Consider the following 21,526-nt stretch of genomic DNA (forward strand, 5'->3'; position numbering starts at 1 on the left):
CAGGTTTCACAGAACTTCTTCCCATGAAAAAACTGGCCGCACATCACACAATGCCACTCCAGCACGACCGGTAAGGGCAATAAAAACATCGCCATATCCTCAATGTAAGGGTGGGACTTTTCCGGATTCAGCACCACACAGGCTGCCTTCTGTTGCGCGCTCAGGGCATGTAAATCGTGCTCAAACCATGCCTCCTGAGCATCTGTTAACGCCACGATGTTTGACCGTTATGGGGCTGCGGACGATCTCCTGAGAGTCCAGGAAATCGTCCGCAGCCCCATTACCGTCTTATATCACTGGCGCTGACAATGCTCGCTTTCAAGAGGTTTATGCCTTCTTACGTAACGAACTGGATACTGCTGACGTAGAGGAAATAGCTGATCGCGTCATGTGGGATAACAATTCAGATATCGAAGATTTCGCTGATATTCTCTCGCCACGCCTCGGCAGCGATATTAGTGGAGCATACTCATGGGAATTGCAACGTCTACGCGGTCGTGTAGCCGCTTGCCTGGGGTTTGACGCCATAGAAATGAACGATGAACACGGCACAAGTTATCTCATTGTGAATCCACAAATTAAAGGTGAATAAAATGAATTCCCGCATTAGAGGGACCAGATATTCTCCTGTTACCCACTGTCCTGTAAGGCCATACGATCTGTCAGCGATGAAAATTCCGCTCTGTGCATGGCCGGAGGATTTACCCGCAGTCGGGCCGTCAGGGCCGCTTTTTATCTTTCAGCTTTCACAATCTCGCCTGTCGCGATGCGCGTATACGGCATCTCCATGAAATCTGGGCTGAATGAGATCCTCTTCCCTTAGGGACATGAGATAACCTAAATGCGATAAGAGAAAGCAATAACTTAAAAGTGATAGCTGATCACTATGAATCAATCAGTTACTTATCCTCATTGGTAAAAAAATGCTCCGAACGTACAATAATTTCGTTTCCCAAACCAACCCCATATAGAAGCAACTTCTGTTTCGTTGAAATTTGACTCTGATTACAATAACTATCAACTGCTGCTTTTTCTTATAAATCTGGTATATTAACAACAGTGAATAGATTTAACTCATTGATATGACTACAATAATATACAGAGAGTCGGAATTTGCGGCTTGTGATAGCAAATGGTCAGTTGATGGGCATCCACGAAGGGATGTTCTTGAGAAAAAAGCAATACATATAGATTTTCACGGAAAAGAGGCAATATCCTTTATGTGTGGAGATCATCCGATGATCGTCCTTATGCAAGCTATGCAGTTGAAAGTCATCACTCCAGGACAATATTGTAATTTAGTGAGTCTCTACATGAATGTAGAAGACTTCTCTTTCAGCATGGTGATCCTCGACAAAAACTCAGGTGCTATCTTGTATGATTCGGATACTCTCCCCATTATGATAAAAAAAAATACGTAGCTTGCGGTTTAGGTTCAACGGGAAGTGAATTTGCAGCACATTGCCTCTACTTCGCAGAGCGAAAGCTTAGAAAAAAAGGCGTCATCGAGGATATTCAACATCATTATCAGGATGTAAAGTAACAAGTGCGGTGCAATATGCCTACAGACGAGATAGCTATTCTGGTGGTAAAGTATACAAAATTATTTGGACAACTAACGGCATCGTGTACCACAATATACCATTGTCTAACAACTCGGTAAAAAACCATTACCGTCGAATTTTAGAAGAAACATTAAAGATCATTCATCGTAGATACGAAGAGATCATGAATAAGAGACCGAATATCCAGCTAAATACAGCGGCAACCTCTCTCTCTCAGACAGGTAAGCCGAAGGCACAAAGTCAACCACATAACCAAATGGCTAAAGCGAGCGGTGATAAGGGCTATCAGATGACTATATCTTGAGCAATTAACTATGCTCGCCTTTTTTCTGAGTGATATAAGAGCCTGTTTAAGATTCTGTGTAAATGCCTTTTCTCAGAAGTGACCGTCCAGGCGGTCACCGAACTCGATAATAAAGCGGCTCATTGTCATACGCCAGTCCTTCAACGGCATCGTCCATTTCTGGGACGCAGACTGGATTGCCAGCCACACCACTTTTTTCACCGAGTCGTCTGTCGGGAACACTTTACGCTTTTTGATCGCATGGCGGATCACGCTGTTTAGCGACTCGATGGCATTCGTCGTATAGATCACTTTGCGTATGTCCGTTGGATAAGCGAAGAACGTGGCAAGATTCGGCCAGTTAGCCTGCCAGCTTCGGCTTATCTGAGGATAGCGACTGTCCCAGGCCGCAGCGAACGCTTCCAGTGCCTGCTGACCTGCCTCTTCCGTGGGAGCCTGATAAATCGCTTTCAGGTCGCGAGTGACGGCTTTGTAGTCCTTCCATGACACGAAGCGCAGGCTGTTGCGCACCATATGCACGATGCATAACTGGATGCGGGCCTTCGGATATACTGTGTTGATGGCATCCGGTAAGCCTTTCAGGCCATCCACACAGGCGATGAGGATATCGTTCAGACCGCGGTTTTTCAGTTCAGTCAGCACATTGAGCCAGAACTTCGCCCCTTCATTTTCGGCCAGCCACATACCTGGCAGTTCTTTCTGACCTTCGATATTGATGCCCAGTGCCAGGAACACCGATTTGTTGATGACGCGACTGTCCTGCCGAACTTTCAGGACGATACAGTCAAGATAAACAATGGGGTAAACAGCATCCAGTGGTCGGTTTTGCCATTCTACAACCTGCTCCATCACGGCATCGGTAACCTTTGATATCAGTGCCGGTGAAACATCTGCGTCATACAGTTCTTTGAACGCAGCAGCTATCTCACGGGTGGTCATCCCTTTGGCATACAACGAGAGGATCTGGTTATCCATCCCGGTAATACGGGTCTGATTTTTCTTTACCAGTTGTGGTTCGAAGGTACCGTCACGATCGCGCGGAGTACGCAGTTCCAGTGGACCGTCGCCTGTGATAACGGTCTTTGTGGAATAACCGTTGCGGGAGTTAGCTCCTGGTCTGGACTGATTTTTCTCATACCCAAGATGGTGTGTCATCTCTGCATTGAGAGCGGCTTCAACGCTGAGCTTTTTCAGCAGCCGATCAAACTGACTGAGGTCTTCAGGGGTTTTGAGGTTTTTGGCCAGTTCGTTAGCCAGAGCCTGTAACTGTTTTTCGTCCATAAATTAACCTTCATTTGATGCTGGATTGAACATATCAAAATCAGGCAATTACACAAATCTATGTACAGGCTCGGCATTACCCCTAATGCTGTGCATTTTTATCTCGACCCAGCAGGCCTTCACCTAAATAAATTGCTGTCGTTGATGCTTTTGTGCCAGAGTCCGACACCTTTTCCCAGCCATCACCAATATTGTAATAATGATTGCCCAGTACCCGGCAAATATAGGTCCAGCCACGGGAGCGGAGCTGTTGGAACAATCGCCCCTGAAAACCGGCATCTGTAATAACAATGACATCAGTCCCGGGGGAAAAGCACTCAGCAAGCGATTCCAGAAAACGCTCATGTACGTCTGCATTCGCTGTCTGCGATGATGGAACGACACAACTCATCAACGGTAAAGAACGCCCGTCACATGCCAGGCTTGCCCGCAAAAGCTGAAAACGAGAGGCATGATAAGCACTCCAGTCAATGAGTATCACAACACGAGACATTCCCCGCGTAATCTTCTGAGTAATTCGCTGAAAAATGGTGGAAACCTCATTTTGCAAATGTCGATTCCCCAACAGTCGATCCACCCGCTTTATTTTGTTTTTAACTGATGCAGTACCGGTTAAATGACGCCCGATACTGGTAAGCGTGAGGGAAGCGCCATTTATTACAGCATTAGTTGCGTCAATCAGTGATTTTTGACGGTAAAGATGCAAAGGGGCCAGTATGTTGTTAAGGAAATTTTGGCATAATAAACGTGCAGGCATAGTGGTGATCTCCTTGAAATTGTTAGCACAATCAATTAGATCACATCTCACTATGCCTGTCTTGTTTTCTGGGGATTCCTCAGCGGAAGTCCCCGCTTTCCGGAAGTGTGAGGTATTTCAGGGGCAGACAGCCTATATACCAGAAACCGCCGCTCTCGTCCGAGGCTGATACTGGTCCGCCGATCGGTCCGAACGACACGGCGATCGCCGGGCATGTCATCGCCGCCAGAGCAATATTGGTGACGAATAATGTAATAATGTGAGAGAGTTTGAGCGGGTGCCGGCCTAGTACTGGAAGACTGGGCTGGATAAAGGAGTAAGGCCGCCCCCTGAAGGCCTTACCACTATTTTGCGATGTCAGTCGTATTCATTTTCAGTGTTACTTTACCTTACCCGGTCCTGACCAGCATGCCCGGAGTCGGTGTCAGGACCGCAGCCAGACTCCTCACAGAGGTTGGCTGTCAAGCCTTCGACTCCGCTGCACATCTCGCTGCTTATGCGGGCCTTGTGCCGGTAACCCGACGTTCCGGCTCGTCAATACGTGGCGAACACCCGCCAAGACGGGGCAATAAACCCCTCAAACGGGCGTTGTTCCTGTCAGCTTTCACTGTGCTCAGGGAGCCGATCTCTAAGACTTACTACACACGCAAAAATAAACCAGGGAAAACGACTTATCGCTCTCGCAAGACGGCGCTGTGGCGTTTTGTTCGCCATGATGCGTGACGGGACTTTTCATACCCCGCAGGTATCATAAACATGCTTGACAATTTAATAGCCCCCCCCCTTTTCCAAGCACTCCCGAATACATCTGAATCCGCAATTATGCACACAGGTATAATTTCCTTGTTAATTAAATTTCGTTTTTTGTGGATTTTGTGAGAGCTATTTTTTGACATACATCCCAATAAAAGACTATTTTTTTATTACTCAAAAACGAATTGGTTTTGCATATATGCAAGCACATCAGTGTTCTTTGTATATAAAACAAAACAATCCAGAATTTTATGCTTAAATGACAGTGCTTTATAGATTTAAAATCTAGGAATCCAAAAGAATGATGTAATATCATTTCATTAATTCTGTGTTTCTCAAACTAAATCACCATGCTAAAATGTTTTCATGTTCAGAGAGTGCAAATTAACTCTTTGTTATTGATTGCGATAGTTACTCTACTGTTTTTGAGAATGCCATGATGGAAGATAACAGACTCTATCTTAGTAAAAAACAGAGTGACAATCTGAAAGCTGGAACAGTACCTGAGATTCAGTTCTGGTTGTTGATTGAAATAACCCCCATCCATAGCGAACGAATGATTTTAGCTCTGAAGGACTTCTTGGTTATGGGATATTCAAGAAGAGAGGTTTGTGAACAATATAACATTTCCTCTGGGTATTTTTCAGGAGCATTAGGAAGATTTCAAAAAGTTCATTTAACAGTGAATCAACTTATTCCTTATTATCTACGATCATCAAGATTTATGCAGATACCTCAGATCCCTTGGGAAGTCTCTGCCAAAAAGACAGGGAGCTAGCTTTATATTTATAAATAACACAGATGTTTTACTGAATACATTGATGTCAGAGTGTTCACAACATTCGGATACCTTTGTTTAAAAAGAAACCACATTCAACTTTTGTCATTAAGGAATAAACAATGAAATTAAGCAAAATTATTATGACTGGTGCCTTTGTATCGATGTTAGCTTCTTATGGTGTTAATGCAGCCAGTTCAAGTCATGGGCAAGGTTCTGTTACCTTCAATGGCACGATAATTGATGCGCCATGTAGTATTGCTCCTGATTCAGTAAATCAGTCCATCTATTTTGGACAAGTTTCCAAATCACATCTGAATGCTGGTGGCATTTCTGTGACACAACCTTTGAATATTAAACTGCTTAACTGCGAGCCAAACAAATCCGTTAAGGTGAGTTTTACTGGTTCTACCGTATCTAATGATAAGAAAGCACTTGGAACTACCGGTAATACAGGCACCGCTGTCATTATTTCAGGGCCGGATGGACAACTGATTTCTTTCGATGGAACGGCAGGCTCCTCTCAAAATCTGAAAGAAGGCGAAAACATCCTGAATTATTCAACTTGGGTCAAAGCCATTGCAAAAGATTCTGTGCAAGAAGGTGACTTCACCGCTGTTGCTAATTTTAATCTGATCTACGAGTGAGCACTCATCTCCGGTTTTTAACCGTCAGATTAGCGGGGGCGTCAGCCCCTGCAATTATCGGTCAAGAATAAGGGATATTGCATGTTCTGGCGCATGATCCTTTCGGTAACATTTTTCTTGAGTGCAGCGGCTCAGGCTGCGCCATCGCCCTCCTTTCCGCCGCCGGGGATGACCCTGCCGGAGTACTGGGGAGAGGAGCATGTCTGGTGGCATGGCCGGGCGAGTTTTAAGGGGCAGGTGATTGCTCCGGCCTGCACGCTAGCCATGGAAGACACCTGGCAGGCGATTGATATGGGGGAGATCCCGGTTCGTGATTTACAGGACAGTTTCGCCGGTCCTGAAAAGAAATTCCGTCTGCGGTTGCGTAACTGTGAGCTGGCGGGAACGGGTAAACGGGTTTATACGGCGAGCCGTGTCCGGGTGACCTTTGATGGTCTGCAGGGCGAAACGCCTGACAAATTCTCGCTGACCGGTCAGGCAGAAGGTATCAATCTGCAGATACTGGATAATCAGGGCTATCCGGCCCGTGTCGGTAAAGTGATGCCGCCGTTATTGCTGAACGGAAATGAAGAGGGGCTGGATTATACCTTGCGGGTTGTCCGTAATGGTCAGCCGTTAAAGGCGGGAGATTATTATGCCGCATTACGTTTTAAGGTGGATTACGAATAACAGGGTGAACAGAAATAACAACCGGTAACAGACGGAAGCTTCCCGGTATTTAATTAAATATTCTGACAGAGGAACTGAAATTAAATCCTGCATGCAGGAGGGGGACACTTTGTCTTTATTTCCGGGAGCAGTCTGTATTAAAGGTGGTGGCTGATAATGAAAAATAATACCTCTTTTGCTGTTAACGGCATTACATATGCGCTGCTGCTTTCCCTGGCAGGCGCACCGGCTTATGCCGTCGACTTTAATACAGATGTTCTGGATGCAGCAGACAGACAGAATATTGATTTTTCCCGGTTCTCTCAGGCGGGATATATCATGCCCGGGCAGTACCAGATGGAAATTATGGTGAATGACCAGGGGATTTCACCGTCGGCATTTCCGGTGACGTTTCTGGAGCCGCCGGTTTCCGGTCAGGACGGAAAGAAGCCGTTACCGCAGGCCTGTCTGACGCCGGAGATGGTCAGTCGGATGGGGCTGACAGAGGCATCTCAGGAAAAAGTTACGTACTGGAATGACGGACATTGCGCAGACTTTAGTCAGTTGCCGGGAGTGGAAGTTCGCCCGAATCCCGCAGAAGGCCTGCTGTACATCAATATGCCGCAGGCCTGGCTGGAATATTCCGATGCCTCCTGGCTGCCGCCGTCACGCTGGGATAACGGTATTCCGGGGCTGTTGTTTGACTACAACATCAACGGGACGGTGAACAAGCCGCATAAGGGAAAGCAGTCACAGTCACTGAGCTATAACGGAACTGCGGGTGCCAACTTCGGTTCCTGGCGTCTGCGTGCGGACTATCAGGGCACTCTGAATCACACCACCGGCAGCACGCAGGGGACGGACAGTCAGTTCACCTGGAGCCGTTTCTACGTGTACCGCGCCATCCCGCGCTGGCGCGCCAGCCTCACTCTGGGGGAGAACTACATCAATTCTGAGATTTTCAGCTCCTGGCGCTACACCGGTGCCAGTCTGGAAAGTGATGACCGCATGCTGCCGCCAAAACTGCGCAGTTATGCACCGCAGGTCTCAGGGATTGCGGACACGAATGCACGCGTCGTGATTTCGCAGCAGGGACGCATCCTCTATGACTCCACCGTGCCGGCAGGTCCGTTCACCATCCAGGACCTGGACAGCTCCGTGCGTGGTCGTCTGGATGTTGAGGTTATCGAGCAGGACGGGCGGAAAAAAACGTTTCAGGTGGACACGGCATATGTGCCGTATCTGACCCGTCCGGGCCAGATTCGTTACAAGCTGGTTTCCGGTCGTTCGCGTAACTATGAGCACACCACGGAAGGTCCGGTCTTTGCTGCCGGTGAGGCATCCTGGGGTATCAGTAACAAGTGGTCACTTTACGGTGGCGGTATCGTCGCCGGGGATTACAACGCCCTGGCTGTGGGTCTGGGCCGTGACCTGAATGAGTTCGGTACGGTATCTGCCGATGTGACCCAGTCCGTGGCCCGTATTCCGGGAGAAGAGACTATGCAGGGTAAATCCTGGCGTCTGAGCTACTCCAAACGTTTTGATGACGTGAATGCGGATATCACCTTTGCAGGCTACCGCTTCTCTGAACGCAATTACATGACTATGGACCAGTACCTCAATGCACGTTACCGGGATGACTTCACGGGACGTGAGAAGGAGCTGTACACCGTCACGCTCAACAAGAACTTCGAGGACTGGAAGACCTCGGTCAACCTGCAGTACAGCCATCAGACTTACTGGGACCGCCGGACATCTGACTATTACACGCTGTCGGTGAACCGCTACTTCGATGCGTTCAGCTTTAAGAATATCGCGCTGGGGCTGTCTGCATCCCGTTCGAAATACCAGAGCCGGGATAACGATTCGGCATTTATACGTCTGTCCGTGCCGTGGGGAACCGGTACGGCCAGCTACAGCGGCAGCATGAGTAATGACCGTTACACCAACACCGTGGGGTACAGCGACACGCTGAACAAAGGGCTGAGCAGTTACAGCCTTAACGCCGGTGTGAGCAGTGGCGGTGGCCAGCCATCGCAGAGTCAGATGAGCGCGTACTACAACCACAGCAGTCCGCTGGCCAACCTGTCAGCGAACTTCTCTGCCGTGGAGAACGGTTACACGTCATTCGGTATGAGCGCATCCGGTGGTGCAACGATTACCGCGAAAGGCGCAGCACTGCATGCAGGAGGCATGAACGGAGGAACCCGGCTGTTGGTGGACACCGATGGTGTCGGAGGCGTGCCTGTCGACGGCGGTCGGGTCTCCACCAACCGGTGGGGAATTGGTGTGGTGACGGATGTGAGCAGCTATTACCGCAACACCACCTCAGTGGACCTGAACAAGCTGCCGGAAGACATGGAAGCCACCCGCTCGGTGGTGGAATCGGTCCTGACGGAAGGGGCCATTGGTTACAGGGAGTTTGAAGTCCTGAAAGGAAGTCGTCTGTTTGCCGTGCTGCGTCTGGCAGACAACAGCCATCCGCCGTTTGGTGCCAGCGTGACTAACGCGAAAGGCCGTGAGCTGGGGATGGTGGCTGACAATGGTCTTAGCTGGTTGAGTGGGGTTAATCCGGGAGAAACTTTAAATGTGGGCTGGAATGGCAGGACACAGTGTGTAGTGGATATACCGGAAAAACTGGTTCCGGGACAAGAGTTGCTGTTGCCCTGTCGTAAGGTGAAATAACGGAATGATGGCCCCGCTGATAATAATTATTTGTCAGCATTCATGGGCAGATATATGTAAATAACCCCCTGGTGCCAGACGACCAATAAAGGTGCACCAGAACTGAGAGAAGAAAACATGCAAAGAATGAAAACAGCGATGAAACAAACGCTGATGGCGGTAGCGTGTCTGAACGCAGTATCTGTAGCCCATGCAGCCATTTCCCTGGACCGTACGCGTGCAATTTTTAACGGCGGTGAAAAATCCATGGCTCTGAATATCGCTAATGATAATAAACAACTTCCCTATCTGGCGCAGGCCTGGATAGAGAATGAAAAAAAAGAAAAAATCACCACCGGCCCACTTATTGCCACACCGCCGGTGCAACGCCTGGAACCAGGTACAAAAAGTATGATTCGTCTGACAACAACTCCGGATATCAGCAAACTGCCACAGGACAGGGAATCCCTGTTCTACTTCAACCTTCGTGAAATTCCTCCAAAGAGTGATAAGGCGAATGTGCTGCAGATAGCCCTGCAGACCAAAATCAAGCTGTTTTACCGCCCGAAAGCCATTGAGGCGAAACCCAATGCAGTCTGGCAGGACCAGTTGGTGCTGAACAAAACCAGCGGAGGTTACCGGATTGAAAACCCGACGCCGTATTACGTAACGGTGATAGGTCTAGGTGGCAATGAAAAGCAGGCGAAGGAAGGCAGGTTTGAGGCCATGATGCTGGCGCCGAAGTCCACGCAGACGGTGAAATCAGGAACATACAGCACACCGTACCTGAGCTACATCAACGACTACGGCGGACGTCCGGTTCTGCAATTCAGCTGCAGTGGTGACCGTTGTACAGCGGTGAAAAAATAAGTGTGCAGTGACAGTTAACCGGAGGAAGGGGGCGAAGATGGTCAGGGCAACAACAGGACTCTATCTGGCTGCACTGCTGGTAAGCAGCTGCATGAACAGTGTATTGCGTGCAGATGAAACGGTGATGCAGGATAGCTTTTTTACGGCAGATGAACCCCGTCACCAGTGGGTGAATGAACTCAATGGTCGAACTGGACAGTTGTTGGTTAGTGGTGCGTTACTATCATCTCCGTGCACACTGGTGACAAATGAGGTGCAATTGCCATTGCCGGAATATGGGGAAATTATAAAGCATTATGAATTGAAGCTGAATTTGCGGGGATGTGGCTATGGAGGTGTGATGTTATCTTCCACATCAGCAACCGAAAGAAACAGCATAACTGTAATGCAGAGTACCCTGTTGACCAAGGAAGAGGGAGGTACGCTTCACCCCAAACAACAGTTAGTCAGTGCTGGTCGTGCTTTCGTGTACAACGGTGCAAATCAGTTCACTTACAGGTTAAATAAAAAACAACAGATGGCACTGACAAATGCGCAGGCAAAGAATCGTGCGCAGGGGAATACGTACACGAATCCGCAGAATGACAATTATCTGTTGAGTTTGCGACTGGATTATGAATAAGGAGAAAACAGTGAACAGAAACAGAGCGCATGGAGTGTTATTCAACGTCCTGCTATCAACAATGCTTTTGTTGTCTGTACCCGGATATTCCTCCGAACTTTTATTTACGGGTAATTTAGTGGACAGTCCTTGTCAGATTGATCCATCAACATCTTCACAGGAGGTGACGTTTATGGATACAGCGTCCCGCATTTATCATATCTGGCCGGGGAAAAGCTATGAAGAGAAGTTCCGGATAAGGCTGATTAACTGCCAACTTAATACAATGTGGAAGATGGTTGAGTTAACCTTCAGAGGCGATGAAGAGCCTGAATTACCCGGATATCTGAGAGTCAATGGGATAAACAGGGGGAAGTTAGGAATAGGGATTATTGATACTGATGGTATCAGCCTTCTGAAATTGAATCAGGTTCATAATGGCGGGCAGGGAGATAAAGTGGATAAGGAAAGTGTGGTTCTGGATTTTAAAGCCTTTGTTCAGGCAACATCAGAAGCCATTGCAAATAAAGGAGTACAACCGGGAGATTACAACTCCACTGTAACATTTGAGCTTTTATATAAGTGATAAAACATAACAGACAAGAAGAATAATACCCATTTTTTCTCGAAGTGGTTAAGATATCTACCCTCAAAAATATCCGGGGGGGGTATCCAGCATCAATGGCATGTGTGTTATTCCCACAAGCATACTCGGGTAATTAACCGAGTATCACTTCCTGCATTTTGAGTGACACACATAAATAAAAGAAAGCCACTGGCAGGTTGCCAGAAATCAACAGTAACAAAAGGCTTAACAGAGTTAATACAGAAAACTCACTGAATAAAAAGGCAGAAGTACAAATGAATGCATTAACAGGGGGGAAGAGCATGATATTTAAAAGGATAATCACCAAATTGATAGTATCCAGTCTGTTGTTTACATCAATACCGGCACTTGCGGTGGATATACCGATAAATATCACAGGAATAATACAAATCCCCCCCTGCCAGATTAATCAGGGAAGACCGGTTGAGGTCGATTTTGGAGATGTGTTAATAGTTGACGTCGAAAATAAACAGAACTGGAAAAAAGTCAGTATTCCTGTCACGTGTAGTTATACGCAGGGGATACCTTATGTAAAGGTAACCGGAACAATGTTAAAGAACCATAGAAATATACTGGCAACGAATGTTGAAAATTTCGGTATAGCCCTGTATCAGGGGGACGGTACCATCACAAAGCTGCTTATAGGAGACGGTAAACATAACGGGCAGGATTCAATCGGTTATCCTGTAGAGGCCGGATTAACAGGACAGGAAAACGGAACATTTACATTTACGGCCATCCCTTATAAAGAAGGCAATAAAGAACTACCTGCCAGTGCATTCTCAGCGTCAGCAAATATGAGTATCAGCTATTTCTAGCTTTTGTTCTGCTGCAGTACTGCAGCAGACTTTTCGGCAGTTCTTGGCCTGCCTCTGGTGAAAAACATGTATTTTGGTTCATTTTACGTCTTCCCCGGGTAGTTTTGTCTCCGGAAGTTCCGGGGGCCTCACCAGTTTTTTCGAGACTTTCTGCCGTCTCACCGTTTGCCAAAGGAGAATTTATTGTGAGAATCTTTTTTCTGTCTTTATGCCTGCTGTTCTGTGGATTTGTGCAAGCAGGTGACCTACGATACTGTAATATGTTGTGGGCCAATGATTACAAGCCCATGGTTGACCCGCTATTCTTTAATATCGAAACCAATGCCCCCATCGTTACCCCTTTGAAGCTTCATACCGGAGGGGGCAGTACAGTAGTGGATACCAGAGCTAACCTTTTTGCCACAGGTGTCCTTATTTGGGGACATGACCGATACTGGTTTCAGTTTCCTGATGGTTGGTTTACAGATCCATCAGGATTAAGGATGAGAATAACCAGCACATATGAAGATTCTAAGGTACAAATTGCCGGTGTCAGAACTGTTGTTACTCCTCCAAAGCGTCATACATGGGGTGTTGTTGGATGTTCCTGGCCAGGAGATAAATGGACATTTTCCAAAGCAACCTGGGATAGATTTCAACTGGAAATAGACAGAACGACAGCGTTTCCTGGCGTGCATACTGTTCAATTGCCAATAAAAGCTGCTTTTGAAGAGAATAAAGGTGATTATGATGGTCATGCCGGTGGTGGGTGGAAAACATATCCTGGTTTGATGGCTTCGATGTCGTCAATTGATACAAGCGGTGTAAAAATAGAGATAAGAGCTTCCTGCTCTATTTCTTCTCCAAGCATTGATATTGACATGAAAACAATCAATGCTCAGGATGCCATTGCTGGTGTCAAAAAAGATGTAGCTGCCAGAATAACATGTTCCGCTCCTGCCAATGTTCAGCTTGAAATAACGGGGAGTGATTATGTTGATGGTGTTAAAAATAAAGTTAATTGTGGGAGTGGTACCTGTACACTGAATTTCCCCTCCGGAAAACCTGATGAAAAACTGACGTTTAATCAAGCAGATACTCAAACGATAAAAATTGAGACCCTGTTCAAGGCAAATAAGATAACACCCGGGGTATTCAACGGAAGTGCTGTACTCCGTATGAACGTATTGTAGTAATATAGATAACTTTTTTTGCGCTTTTTCCATATATGAATAATTATTCCTCACTATCAAAGAAAAACAATGGTATCACTATGGAATGGATTAACTGCATTATAGATAGCTCATTTCGTTTTGAACCATAATCTACATGGTGTACAAAATTTGTTACATACACACATCCCTCTTTCAAACACCGGCTCTTTTCGAAGGAGGGAGTCTTGAATTCTGACAGAGAATATTCCATGAACGAACGATATACTATCCCTTCTAAATTATCCGGATTCTCGAACTTACCATTATATATGGTGGTTGCCATCTGGGGAAAAAGAAACAAGCAACTTCTGACAACAAAAGATGTAGCCCGGGCGTTTTCCCTTACTCAACAACAAGCCACTGATGTGATAAATTATATTTACAGAGAAGGAACAAAATATATAAAAAGTGAAAAGACAACCATTTTTTGCATTATCAATGGAGTAAAGACTAAATTACGGGCACTAAAAATATTAGATGTTGTAATAATACCTTTGCCAACAGAATCAAACAGACTGAAACAGCAGAGAATATCAGAACAGAAATCGCGCTCCTCAGTAAAAAGAAATTCTCCAGAAAAAAAAGATGAGCTCAGAGTTATTCGTCAATGGATGTGTCACCGTCGGACAGGAGAAACTTACAGCAAAATGAAAAATACTGTTTGAATTGAGAGGAGAGAATCACAGTCATCCGATACAGACTTGCTGTCTGCACGACCATATCGTGCAGGCACCACTTTCCCCCCTAAACGCAGTTATGCAGTATCGGGACTCTTGGCTCATATCGTCACCGGGAAATATGCAAGCCTGTCCAGGAGTCGGGCAGTGGTAAAACCCGGACAACCTGGCTGTGGGTCTACGTCCGTGATGACCGTAACGCCGGTTCACAGATGCCCCCGGCGGTCTGGTTCGCATACAGCCCGGACCGGAAAGACATACATCCACAGAATCATCTGGCCGATTTCAGTGGTGTGCTTCAGGCCGATGCTTACGGTGGTTACCGGGCGTTGTACGAATCCGGCAGAATAACGGAATAGCAGAGAGCTTCGTGAAAACGATAAAGCGTGACTACATCAATATCATGCCCAAACCAGACGGGCTAACGACAGCAAAGAGCCTTGCAGAGGCGTTCGAGCATTATAACGAATGGCATCCGCATAGTGCACTGGGTTATCGCTCGCCACGGGAATATCTGCGTCAGCGGGCCAGTAGTGGGTTAAGTGATAACAGGTATCTGGAAATATAGGGGCAGGCAAATCCAATGAGTAAAACTTTAATTTGTAGACTGCTATGGGTGATGATCTGGTGCGTAACAAGCAGTGTGGGGGCGAGCTCCCAGTGGGACAATACACCAACCGATGAGTCGCGCCGAGCGTTACAAAACAGTACCCGGCAGCTTAATTCATTGCTGGAGCAGCAGGCGCTGCAACGTCTAACCAAACAACAACATGCTGTGCCCTCCGTCGCAGGCGCGGATCAATTACGTGATATCGACACCTGCCTACCGATCAGTGGGGTTTATTTAACCGGGATTACGCTATTGTCCTTGCACGATCTCGCGACATTGGATGCGCTGCCAACGAACTGTATTAGTAGTCGTGATGTTAACCGGTTAGCCAAACAAATTACCGCCTTATATTTGGATAAGGGGTATATCACGGCACGGGTGCAATTTTTGCGTCCCAATGCGCGCGGTGAGTTAGGCCTACGAGTCACTGAAGGGTATATCGAGCGTATTGAGGGGGGCGATCGGAGCGTAAACCGACGCTGGCTGTTTCCTGGCTTGATCGGCAAACCGTTGCGCTTAAGCGAACTGGATCAGGGATTGGATCAGGCTAATCGTCTGCGCTCGAACCACGTCAGCATGGATATTGTACCGGGTAAGCGGGTCGGCGGCTCGGTTATTCGCTTGTATAACCAACGCAGTCGTCCTTGGCAGGTGAGCACCTCGTTGGATAACGCGGGTCAGCAGGGAACCGGGGAGTGGGTGGCGCGTGGTAATGCCACGCTGGATAGCCCCTTAGGGCTCTCCGATTTCGCCAGCTTGAGCCTCTCTTCGACGCTGGCGCGACCTGCGGAGCGTTACAGCCGCAGCTATATGCTGTTTTATTCACTGCCTTACGGCGCCTTGACCTTTAGCGGGTTCGCCAGTTTTTCACACTATCTGATGTACCAGCCGTTGCTGCATACCCGTATTCGTCTGGATGGTGCATCCAGCCAATATGGCTTGCGTGTCGATGACGTGATTCAACGTAGCCAGCGGCAAATTAACACGTTGAGCGCCCAATTAACCGCGAAGCACATTCGTAACTACTTACAGGATGATCTGCTACAGGTTAGCAGCCCGACACTGAGCGTGGTGGAGCTTGGGCTTAACCATCTGCATGTCTTGCCATACGGGCTGGCGACGGGAAATCTCAGCGTGGAGCGAGGCGTGCGCGTGCTGGGCGCCGATCGCGGACGACTACGCACCGGGGCAGAGGCGCAGTACACCAAGCTGAAGTTGGCCGCCTCGTTAAGCCAAAGTTTCACTCTGCTCGGCGCAGACTACCGCTTCTCTAGCCAATGGTATGGGCAATACAGTCGGGATCCGTTGCCGGGTATCGAATGGATCAACCTGACGGATCACAGTGCGATACGTGGATTCAAGCGGGGCAGTCTGTCGGCGGATAACGGTTGGTATTGGCAGAATACGCTGTCGCGTCCGGTGACGTGGCGTACGTTGACGCTGACACCGCGCCTCGGTGTGGATGTCGGCCGCGTGCGGTCGAGTATCGGCCAGCAAGGATGGCAGAGTGGTGTCGGCGCCATGGCGGGTGTAACGCTGAATATGATGTCCGCGCAGCTCGACATTGAAGTCGGACGAGCCCGGGCGCTTGCCAATCATAACTTTCCAAAACAATCGACTCAGTTACTTACGCAGTTTTCTTACTCCTTTTAACCCATTCTCAACGTTGCTTGACCTTAACATGAGGTAATCTCTATGGCACGTCAATATTTTAAACTCTCTTCAGCCGGACGTTTGGCGAGCATTATCGCCATCTCCTTTGTCACCTGTAGCAGTTTTGCTGCGGGTATCGTCGCGGATGGTGGGGCATTGGGGCCAGGGGTGTCGACGGCAGCGAATGGCACCCAAGTTGTTAACATTGTTAAACCGACGGATCAGGGCCTCTCCCATAACCAGTATCAAGACTTTAACGTCAACCGGCCCGGCGCGGTATTCAATAACGCCTTGAGCGCAGGCCAGTCACAGCTAGCGGGGCAACTGGCCGCCAACCCGAATCTGAACGGGCACAGCGCCAGCGTAATCCTCAACGAGGTAATCAGCCGTAACCCTTCGTTGCTGCTCGGTCAACAAGAGGTGTTTGGCATGGCGGCGGACTATGTCTTGGCCAACCCCAACGGCATTACCTGCGACGGGTGCGGCTTTATTAATACCTCCCGCTCCTCGCTGGTGGTGGGTAATCCGCTGATCGAGAATGGTATGTTGCGCGCTTATTCTACGCTGAATAATCACAATCTGTTGCAGATCGGTAGCGGAGGGGTGGCGGCAGAGCACGTACTGGATCTGGTGGCCCCTCGTATCGAGAGCAACGGTGCCGTACGCGCCGTTGCGATTAATGCCATCAGCGGCAACAATCGGCTGACGCGCGATCTGACACAGATCGAGTCAGCCCCCAACGATACGGCATTAGACAGCTACTACCTAGGTAGCATGCAGGCCGGACGCATCCGCATCATCAATACCGCCGAGGGGAGTGGGGTGAAGTTGGCGGGTAGCCTCCAAGCCGAGCAGGCCATCAAGGTCAAGGCGAAAGATCGCCTGGCGCTACAGTCGGCGCAACTGCGTGGCGGGGATGTGACGCTACAGGCGAAGACACTGCGCGCCGAAGGTACCCTCACCGAACGTGCGACACAGAGCAGCGGCAAGGATAACTATCAGAACTACCGCGGAGGGATCGACGTTCACGCGAGCCAGCAGAAGCAGAGGTACCGGCGTACGGAGATCAGCGGCAAGAACCTGACGCTGGTGGCAGCGGAGAGTAACCATCTGACGGCGACGGATCTGCGCGGCGACGATGTGACGATCCAGGGTGGCGACGTCTTGCTGGATGGCCAGCTCCTGACGCAGCGTCAGGAGCAGACCGACAATCGCTGGTTTTACTCCTGGCAACATGACGAAACCCGCCATAACAGCCAACAACAGGTGCAGACGGGGCGGATTGAGGCGCGCCACAACGCCAATCTTAGCGCCACGCGTGGCGACTTACGTCTGGAGGGCAGTGAGGTGAAGGCGGGGCAGGATATTCGGCTACGGTCGCAGGGCGACATCACGTTGCGTGGCGTACGTGAGCACGATGAAAGCCAGCTGACGGGCTATAAGCGCAACGAGGGCGCCAGCCTGAATAGCGGGCGCTGGCAACAGCGCCAGAGCGAGGAGCGTCTACGTCAAGTCAGCCTACGCGCCGGCCATGACGCGGTGTTGCAGGCGAAGGGCAACCTGAACGCGCAAGCCGCACAGATCCAGAGTAATAACGATGCTGAGATCGCGGCGGCGGGGACGGTGACGCTGGATGTGCAGAATGTCGCGAACCGTAAGAGCGAGGTCGATAACCATACCTACTGGGGCGGCATTGGCGGCGGCGGTGAGCGGGACAACAACCATAGCCAGGAGCGCAGCCATGCCAGCGAGGTCGAGAGCGGTGGTACGCTGACGATCAGCGGCGGGCAGGGTGTGACGATCAGAGGCAGCCGTGCGCAGGGCGGGCGCGGCGGGGTGGTGCAGGCGCGTCAAGGGAATGTAGTCATCGATCATGTGGTAAATACCTCGAGTGAGCAGGATAACAGCCGGCGCGGCGGCGTCTTCAACATCACCACCGCCTCCCAGCAGCGTAAGGAGAGCCATGAGCAGTTGCGCGCCAGTCAGCTGACGTCGGACGTGAATCTACGAGTGCAGAGCGCGGGGGACATTCAGGTGCTGGGCAGCCAAGTGGCGGGAGACGGACACGTTGACCTGAACGCAGGCGGACGTGTCGATGTCAAGGCGGCGGCGAGAGTCGATAGCCGTGACGAACAAAGCACTTCGCTGCATGCCAGGACCTACGCCAAAAAACAGGGCGACAAGCAGTACCGCGTCGGCCTGGGACTCGAACATACGGTCCAGCAGGAGACGAGCCAGAGCGTGACGCATCGAGGTAGCCAGATCCAGGGCGCTAGTGTCGCACTGACGGCGGGTGATGATGTGCAGTTCACCGGCTCGCGGCTACAGGCTAACGCGGGCGATGTGCAGATCAGCGGTAAAAATGTGGCGTTTGTGAGCGCCGAAGATAGCCAGGCGAACCGTAGCCAGAAGCAGACGGCGGGGGGGGGGCTCTATTTTACCGCCGGGATAGATAAGGTTGGCAGTGGGTTCGAGGGGGACTACAGCACCAGCGATAGTCAACATAACCAGACGCGTGCGCGGGGCAGTAGTAGTGAGATTAAGGGTAACTTGATAATCAACGCGCAGGATACGCTGACTCAGCAAGGCGCAAGCCATCAGGTCGGTGGCGCTTACCGCGCGCAGGCGGCCAAAGTCGCGCAGTTGGAGGCTCATGATCGCGACAGTAGCCGTAGTCAAGGTACCCGGGTCGATGCCGAGGTTGGGGTCAACGTTAACTACAGTGCGGTACTCCGTCCCCTAGCTAGGGCGGCACAGAAGGCTGCTAGCCTTGATGTTAATGGTGCCATTGATGAGTTGGGTAAGGTGGGCAAACCGAACCTGGGACTGGATATCGGCGCCAACGGGGGGACGCAGACGGAAAGCCGTAGCGAGAGTCGAGCTAAGACGACCCACATCCAGGCTGGCACCATCGAGGTCACGGCGCGCGACACGATCCACGATCGCGGCACGCAATACCGTGCCAATATGGGGGGCGTGACGCTGCAGGCGGATAACCACCGCTTCGAGGCGGCGAGCGACAGCAGCAGCAGCCAGAGTAGCGCGGCCCAGGGCGGTGCCACTCTGCGTGTCTACACCACCACGGGTAAGGATATCGGTGTGACGATCAGTGGCCAGGGGGAGAATCGTCGCCGTGAGGAGCAACGCTCCCAAGCACAGAGTGGGTCGATCCAGGCGCAATCAGGCATCGACATTCGTCTGGGGCAGACGGGGAACTATCAGGGGACGACGTTGGATGGCGGTCAGGGCAAGACGCAGATCCACAGCGCAGGCGATCTGCATATCGTTCAGGCCACAGATAGCCACAGCACTCGTCACCAAGGCTTCGATGCACATGCGCGCGTCAGCGGTGACATGAATAGCGGCAGCGCGGCGTTAGGCGGCGGGCAGAATAATGGCCAGCAGAGCAACTCGCAGGCGCATGCCGCCTCGATCCGTTCCGCAGGCGGCGTCACCCTAGAGAGCGGCGGTATGCTGACCCTACAGGGCGCTCAGGTCGACAGTCAGGGGGAGGTTACCCTACGAGCGGCCGATCGTTTAGATCTGCGTCAGGCCAACGCGCAGCGTCAACAGGAGGGCTGCGTGTGGTCGGGCGAGCTGAGTGGTGGCGGCGGTCGCAGCAGCGGCGACAGTGAGAGCTGGAACGGTAGCCTCGGCGCCAAGGCGGGTGTGACGATGCAACATGAACAGCAGAGCACCGCGCAAGGGGGACAGATCAGCGGGGCGAGTGTCACCCTGAGCGCCGGTAGCGAGGCGCGCGATGCGTTGCACCTGCAAGGCACCCAAGTCAAGGGTAAGGCGGTGACCTTGAGCGCCCAACAGGGCGGTATCATGCTGGAGTCGGCCAAGGATAGTCAGGTGAAAAATAACTGGGGCTTTGAGGCGAGTGGGAGTCTATCCGTCAGCCAGAGCATGCCCCTGAATATCGGGCTGAAGGTTAACGTGGATCAGCAAGATCAGACGAAGCAACATAATACGCAGATCCTCGCCGAACAGGTGAACTTGTCTAGCCACGATGTTCGGATGTGATAACCCGAACTGTCATCACGTAAAGTACCTGACCAACTCATGCGGCAGCCGTACCTGCCCGTCTTGCGGAAAAAAAGCGACTGACCTGTGGATAGCGACACAACTGAATCGTCTTTGCCGCAGGTGTATAAGGCGCTGGGTATGAGCAGGAAATTGAACGACTGAAAGCGCAACTCGACAGGTTACGCCGAATGTTGTTTGGTCAGAGTTCAGAGAAAAGCGCCATAAGCTGGAAAACGATGAAAATCATCAGGTGTACGGTGTGCGTAAAGTCTGGCGCCAGTTGTTACGGGAAGGAATCAGGGTGGCCAGATGTACTGTGGCTCGTCTCATGGCGGTTATGGGACTTGTCGGTGTTCTCCGGGGTAAAAAGGTCCGCACTACCGTCAGCCGGAAAGCCGTTGCCGCAGGCGACCGCGTAAACCGTCAGTTCGTGGCAGAACGTCCTGACCAGCTGTGGGTGGCTGATTTTACTTACGTCAGCACATGGCAGGGCTTCGTCTATGTGGCGTTCATCATTGATGTGTTTGCCGGATACATCGTGGGGTGGCAAGTCTCATCGTCTATGGAAACGACATTCGTGCTGGATGCACTGGAGCAGGCGTTGTGGGCCCGTCGTCCGTCTGGCACCATCCATCACAGCGATAAAGGCTCTCAGTATGTGTCACTGGCCTATACGGAGCGACTAAAAGAAGCAAAACTGCTGGCATCAACAGGGAGTACAGGCGACTCATATGACAACGCGATGGCGGAGAGCATCAATGGTCTTTACAAAGCGGAGGTAATACACCGTAAGAGCTGGAAAAACCGTGCAGAAATGGAACTGGCCACACTCACGTGGGTGGACTGGTATAACAATCGACGATTGCTGGGAAGGCTGAGTCATATCCCTCCGGCAGAAGCAGAAAAAGTTTATTATGCTTCCATCAGAAACGATGATCTGGCAGCCTGAGTTCACAGATAAAACACTCTCCAGGAAAACCGGGGCGGTTCAGACCTTTTGCGATTCGAGCGTACAGGAACTCACACTGATTTATTTGGAAGATAAATCAGTACCCTCCAGAATTCTGT

Annotated in this window: 14 protein-coding genes and 9 pseudogenes; 20 read left to right on the top strand and 3 right to left on the bottom strand. The window is 50.3% G+C overall.

What is annotated here, in order from left to right; genetic code table 11:
• A pseudogene (locus BEA93_RS22725) lies at positions 1 to 218 on the bottom strand (putative zinc ribbon protein); the annotation flags it as partial.
• 170 nt (positions 219 to 388) lie between these two features.
• On the opposite strand from BEA93_RS22725, the gene BEA93_RS22730 reads away from it, so the two are divergent.
• Positions 389 to 592, top strand: coding sequence for a hypothetical protein (locus BEA93_RS22730; RefSeq protein WP_105225107.1), 204 nt, complete (start codon positions 389 to 391; stop codon positions 590 to 592).
• 1,349 nt (positions 593 to 1,941) lie between these two features.
• On the opposite strand, the gene BEA93_RS22740 is transcribed toward BEA93_RS22730, so the two are convergent.
• Positions 1,942 to 3,150, bottom strand: a complete 1,209-nt coding sequence (locus BEA93_RS22740; RefSeq protein ID WP_097736554.1) for an IS256-like element IS1414 family transposase — start codon at positions 3,148 to 3,150, stop codon at positions 1,942 to 1,944.
• An 85-nt stretch (positions 3,151 to 3,235) separates the two neighbouring features.
• A pseudogene (locus BEA93_RS22745) lies at positions 3,236 to 3,907 on the bottom strand (IS4 family transposase); the annotation flags it as partial.
• 173 nt (positions 3,908 to 4,080) lie between these two features.
• Here BEA93_RS22745 and BEA93_RS25485 point away from each other — a divergent pair.
• The 19 genes and pseudogenes from BEA93_RS25485 to BEA93_RS22840 all read left to right on the top strand — a co-directional run.
• A pseudogene (locus BEA93_RS25485) lies at positions 4,081 to 4,219 on the top strand (VapC toxin family PIN domain ribonuclease); the annotation flags it as partial.
• Positions 4,220 to 4,297: 78 nt separating this feature from the next.
• A pseudogene (locus BEA93_RS22755) lies at positions 4,298 to 4,661 on the top strand (transposase); the annotation flags it as partial.
• Positions 4,662 to 5,096: 435 nt separating this feature from the next.
• Positions 5,097 to 5,438, top strand: a complete 342-nt coding sequence (locus tag BEA93_RS22760) for an adhesin biosynthesis transcription regulatory family protein (RefSeq protein WP_311765737.1) — start codon at positions 5,097 to 5,099, stop codon at positions 5,436 to 5,438.
• 122 nt (positions 5,439 to 5,560) lie between these two features.
• Positions 5,561 to 6,085: a fimbrial protein gene (locus BEA93_RS22765; protein WP_097736521.1), complete on the top strand. Its 525-nt coding sequence runs from the start codon at positions 5,561 to 5,563 to the stop codon at positions 6,083 to 6,085.
• Between the two features lie 81 nt (positions 6,086 to 6,166).
• Positions 6,167 to 6,754 (top strand): fimbrial protein, encoded by a 588-nt coding sequence (locus BEA93_RS22770; protein WP_105225106.1) that lies wholly within the window; start codon positions 6,167 to 6,169, stop codon positions 6,752 to 6,754.
• Positions 6,755 to 6,910: 156 nt separating this feature from the next.
• Positions 6,911 to 9,418 carry a fimbria/pilus outer membrane usher protein gene (locus tag BEA93_RS22775; RefSeq protein ID WP_097736448.1) on the top strand — a complete coding sequence of 836 codons (2,508 nt, stop codon included), beginning with the start codon at positions 6,911 to 6,913 and terminating at the stop codon, positions 9,416 to 9,418.
• A 117-nt stretch (positions 9,419 to 9,535) separates the two neighbouring features.
• Positions 9,536 to 10,267 (top strand): fimbrial biogenesis chaperone, encoded by a 732-nt coding sequence (locus BEA93_RS22780; RefSeq protein ID WP_024257465.1) that lies wholly within the window; start codon positions 9,536 to 9,538, stop codon positions 10,265 to 10,267.
• A 37-nt stretch (positions 10,268 to 10,304) separates the two neighbouring features.
• Positions 10,305 to 10,889 (top strand): pilus-assembly fibrillin subunit, encoded by a 585-nt coding sequence (locus tag BEA93_RS22785; protein WP_000251095.1) that lies wholly within the window; start codon positions 10,305 to 10,307, stop codon positions 10,887 to 10,889.
• A 10-nt stretch (positions 10,890 to 10,899) separates the two neighbouring features.
• Positions 10,900 to 11,454 carry a fimbrial protein gene (locus BEA93_RS22790; protein WP_024212704.1) on the top strand — a complete coding sequence of 185 codons (555 nt, stop codon included), beginning with the start codon at positions 10,900 to 10,902 and terminating at the stop codon, positions 11,452 to 11,454.
• Positions 11,455 to 11,729: 275 nt separating this feature from the next.
• On the top strand, positions 11,730 to 12,293 hold the full coding sequence (locus tag BEA93_RS22795; RefSeq protein WP_097736447.1) for a fimbrial protein: 564 nt from the start codon (positions 11,730 to 11,732) through the stop codon (positions 12,291 to 12,293).
• Between the two features lie 185 nt (positions 12,294 to 12,478).
• The gene (locus BEA93_RS22800; protein WP_097736446.1) at positions 12,479 to 13,465 is read left to right on the top strand and encodes a nuclease PIN; all 987 of its coding nucleotides are present in this window, start codon (positions 12,479 to 12,481) and stop codon (positions 13,463 to 13,465) included.
• Positions 13,466 to 13,695: 230 nt separating this feature from the next.
• Complete coding sequence (locus tag BEA93_RS22805) at positions 13,696 to 14,151, top strand: CaiF/GrlA family transcriptional regulator (protein WP_097736445.1); 456 nt, start codon at positions 13,696 to 13,698, stop codon at positions 14,149 to 14,151.
• A 140-nt stretch (positions 14,152 to 14,291) separates the two neighbouring features.
• Positions 14,292 to 14,519 (top strand): annotated as a pseudogene (locus BEA93_RS22810) (IS66 family transposase); the annotation flags it as partial.
• Positions 14,507 to 14,731 (top strand): annotated as a pseudogene (locus tag BEA93_RS22815) (integrase core domain-containing protein); the annotation flags it as partial. The pseudogenes BEA93_RS22810 and BEA93_RS22815, both read left to right, overlap by 13 nt.
• Before the next feature lie 15 nt (positions 14,732 to 14,746).
• On the top strand, positions 14,747 to 16,426 hold the full coding sequence (locus tag BEA93_RS22820; RefSeq protein ID WP_105225105.1) for a ShlB/FhaC/HecB family hemolysin secretion/activation protein: 1,680 nt from the start codon (positions 14,747 to 14,749) through the stop codon (positions 16,424 to 16,426).
• A 42-nt stretch (positions 16,427 to 16,468) separates the two neighbouring features.
• On the top strand, positions 16,469 to 20,455 hold the full coding sequence (locus tag BEA93_RS22825) for a hemagglutinin repeat-containing protein (protein WP_236942076.1): 3,987 nt from the start codon (positions 16,469 to 16,471) through the stop codon (positions 20,453 to 20,455).
• Positions 20,451 to 20,570 (top strand): annotated as a pseudogene (locus tag BEA93_RS22830) (transposase zinc-binding domain-containing protein); the annotation flags it as partial. The gene BEA93_RS22825 and the pseudogene BEA93_RS22830, both read left to right, overlap by 5 nt.
• A 19-nt stretch (positions 20,571 to 20,589) precedes the next feature.
• Positions 20,590 to 20,693: pseudogene (locus tag BEA93_RS22835) on the top strand (hypothetical protein); the annotation flags it as partial.
• Positions 20,694 to 21,407: pseudogene (locus BEA93_RS22840) on the top strand (IS3 family transposase); the annotation flags it as partial.
• Between the last annotated feature and the right edge of the window lie 119 nt (positions 21,408 to 21,526).

The sequence above is a fragment of the Escherichia sp. MOD1-EC5950 genome (assembly GCF_002965345.1).
Lineage (GTDB): Bacteria > Pseudomonadota > Gammaproteobacteria > Enterobacterales > Enterobacteriaceae > Escherichia > Escherichia marmotae.

Coding starts and splice junctions, on each gene's coding strand:
- BEA93_RS22760 (WP_311765737.1), top strand. CDS start 5,097: ATGATGGAAGATAACAGACTCTATCTTAGTAAAAAACAGAGTGACAAT.
- BEA93_RS22765 (WP_097736521.1), top strand. CDS start 5,561: ATGAAATTAAGCAAAATTATTATGACTGGTGCCTTTGTATCGATGTTA.
- BEA93_RS22795 (WP_097736447.1), top strand. CDS start 11,730: ATGAATGCATTAACAGGGGGGAAGAGCATGATATTTAAAAGGATAATC.
- BEA93_RS22770 (WP_105225106.1), top strand. CDS start 6,167: ATGTTCTGGCGCATGATCCTTTCGGTAACATTTTTCTTGAGTGCAGCG.
- BEA93_RS22740 (WP_097736554.1), bottom strand. CDS start 3,150: ATGGACGAAAAACAGTTACAGGCTCTGGCTAACGAACTGGCCAAAAAC.
- BEA93_RS22730 (WP_105225107.1), top strand. CDS start 389: ATGTGGGATAACAATTCAGATATCGAAGATTTCGCTGATATTCTCTCG.
- BEA93_RS22825 (WP_236942076.1), top strand. CDS start 16,469: ATGGCACGTCAATATTTTAAACTCTCTTCAGCCGGACGTTTGGCGAGC.
- BEA93_RS22780 (WP_024257465.1), top strand. CDS start 9,536: ATGCAAAGAATGAAAACAGCGATGAAACAAACGCTGATGGCGGTAGCG.
- BEA93_RS22820 (WP_105225105.1), top strand. CDS start 14,747: ATGAGTAAAACTTTAATTTGTAGACTGCTATGGGTGATGATCTGGTGC.
- BEA93_RS22805 (WP_097736445.1), top strand. CDS start 13,696: ATGAACGAACGATATACTATCCCTTCTAAATTATCCGGATTCTCGAAC.
- BEA93_RS22775 (WP_097736448.1), top strand. CDS start 6,911: ATGAAAAATAATACCTCTTTTGCTGTTAACGGCATTACATATGCGCTG.
- BEA93_RS22785 (WP_000251095.1), top strand. CDS start 10,305: ATGGTCAGGGCAACAACAGGACTCTATCTGGCTGCACTGCTGGTAAGC.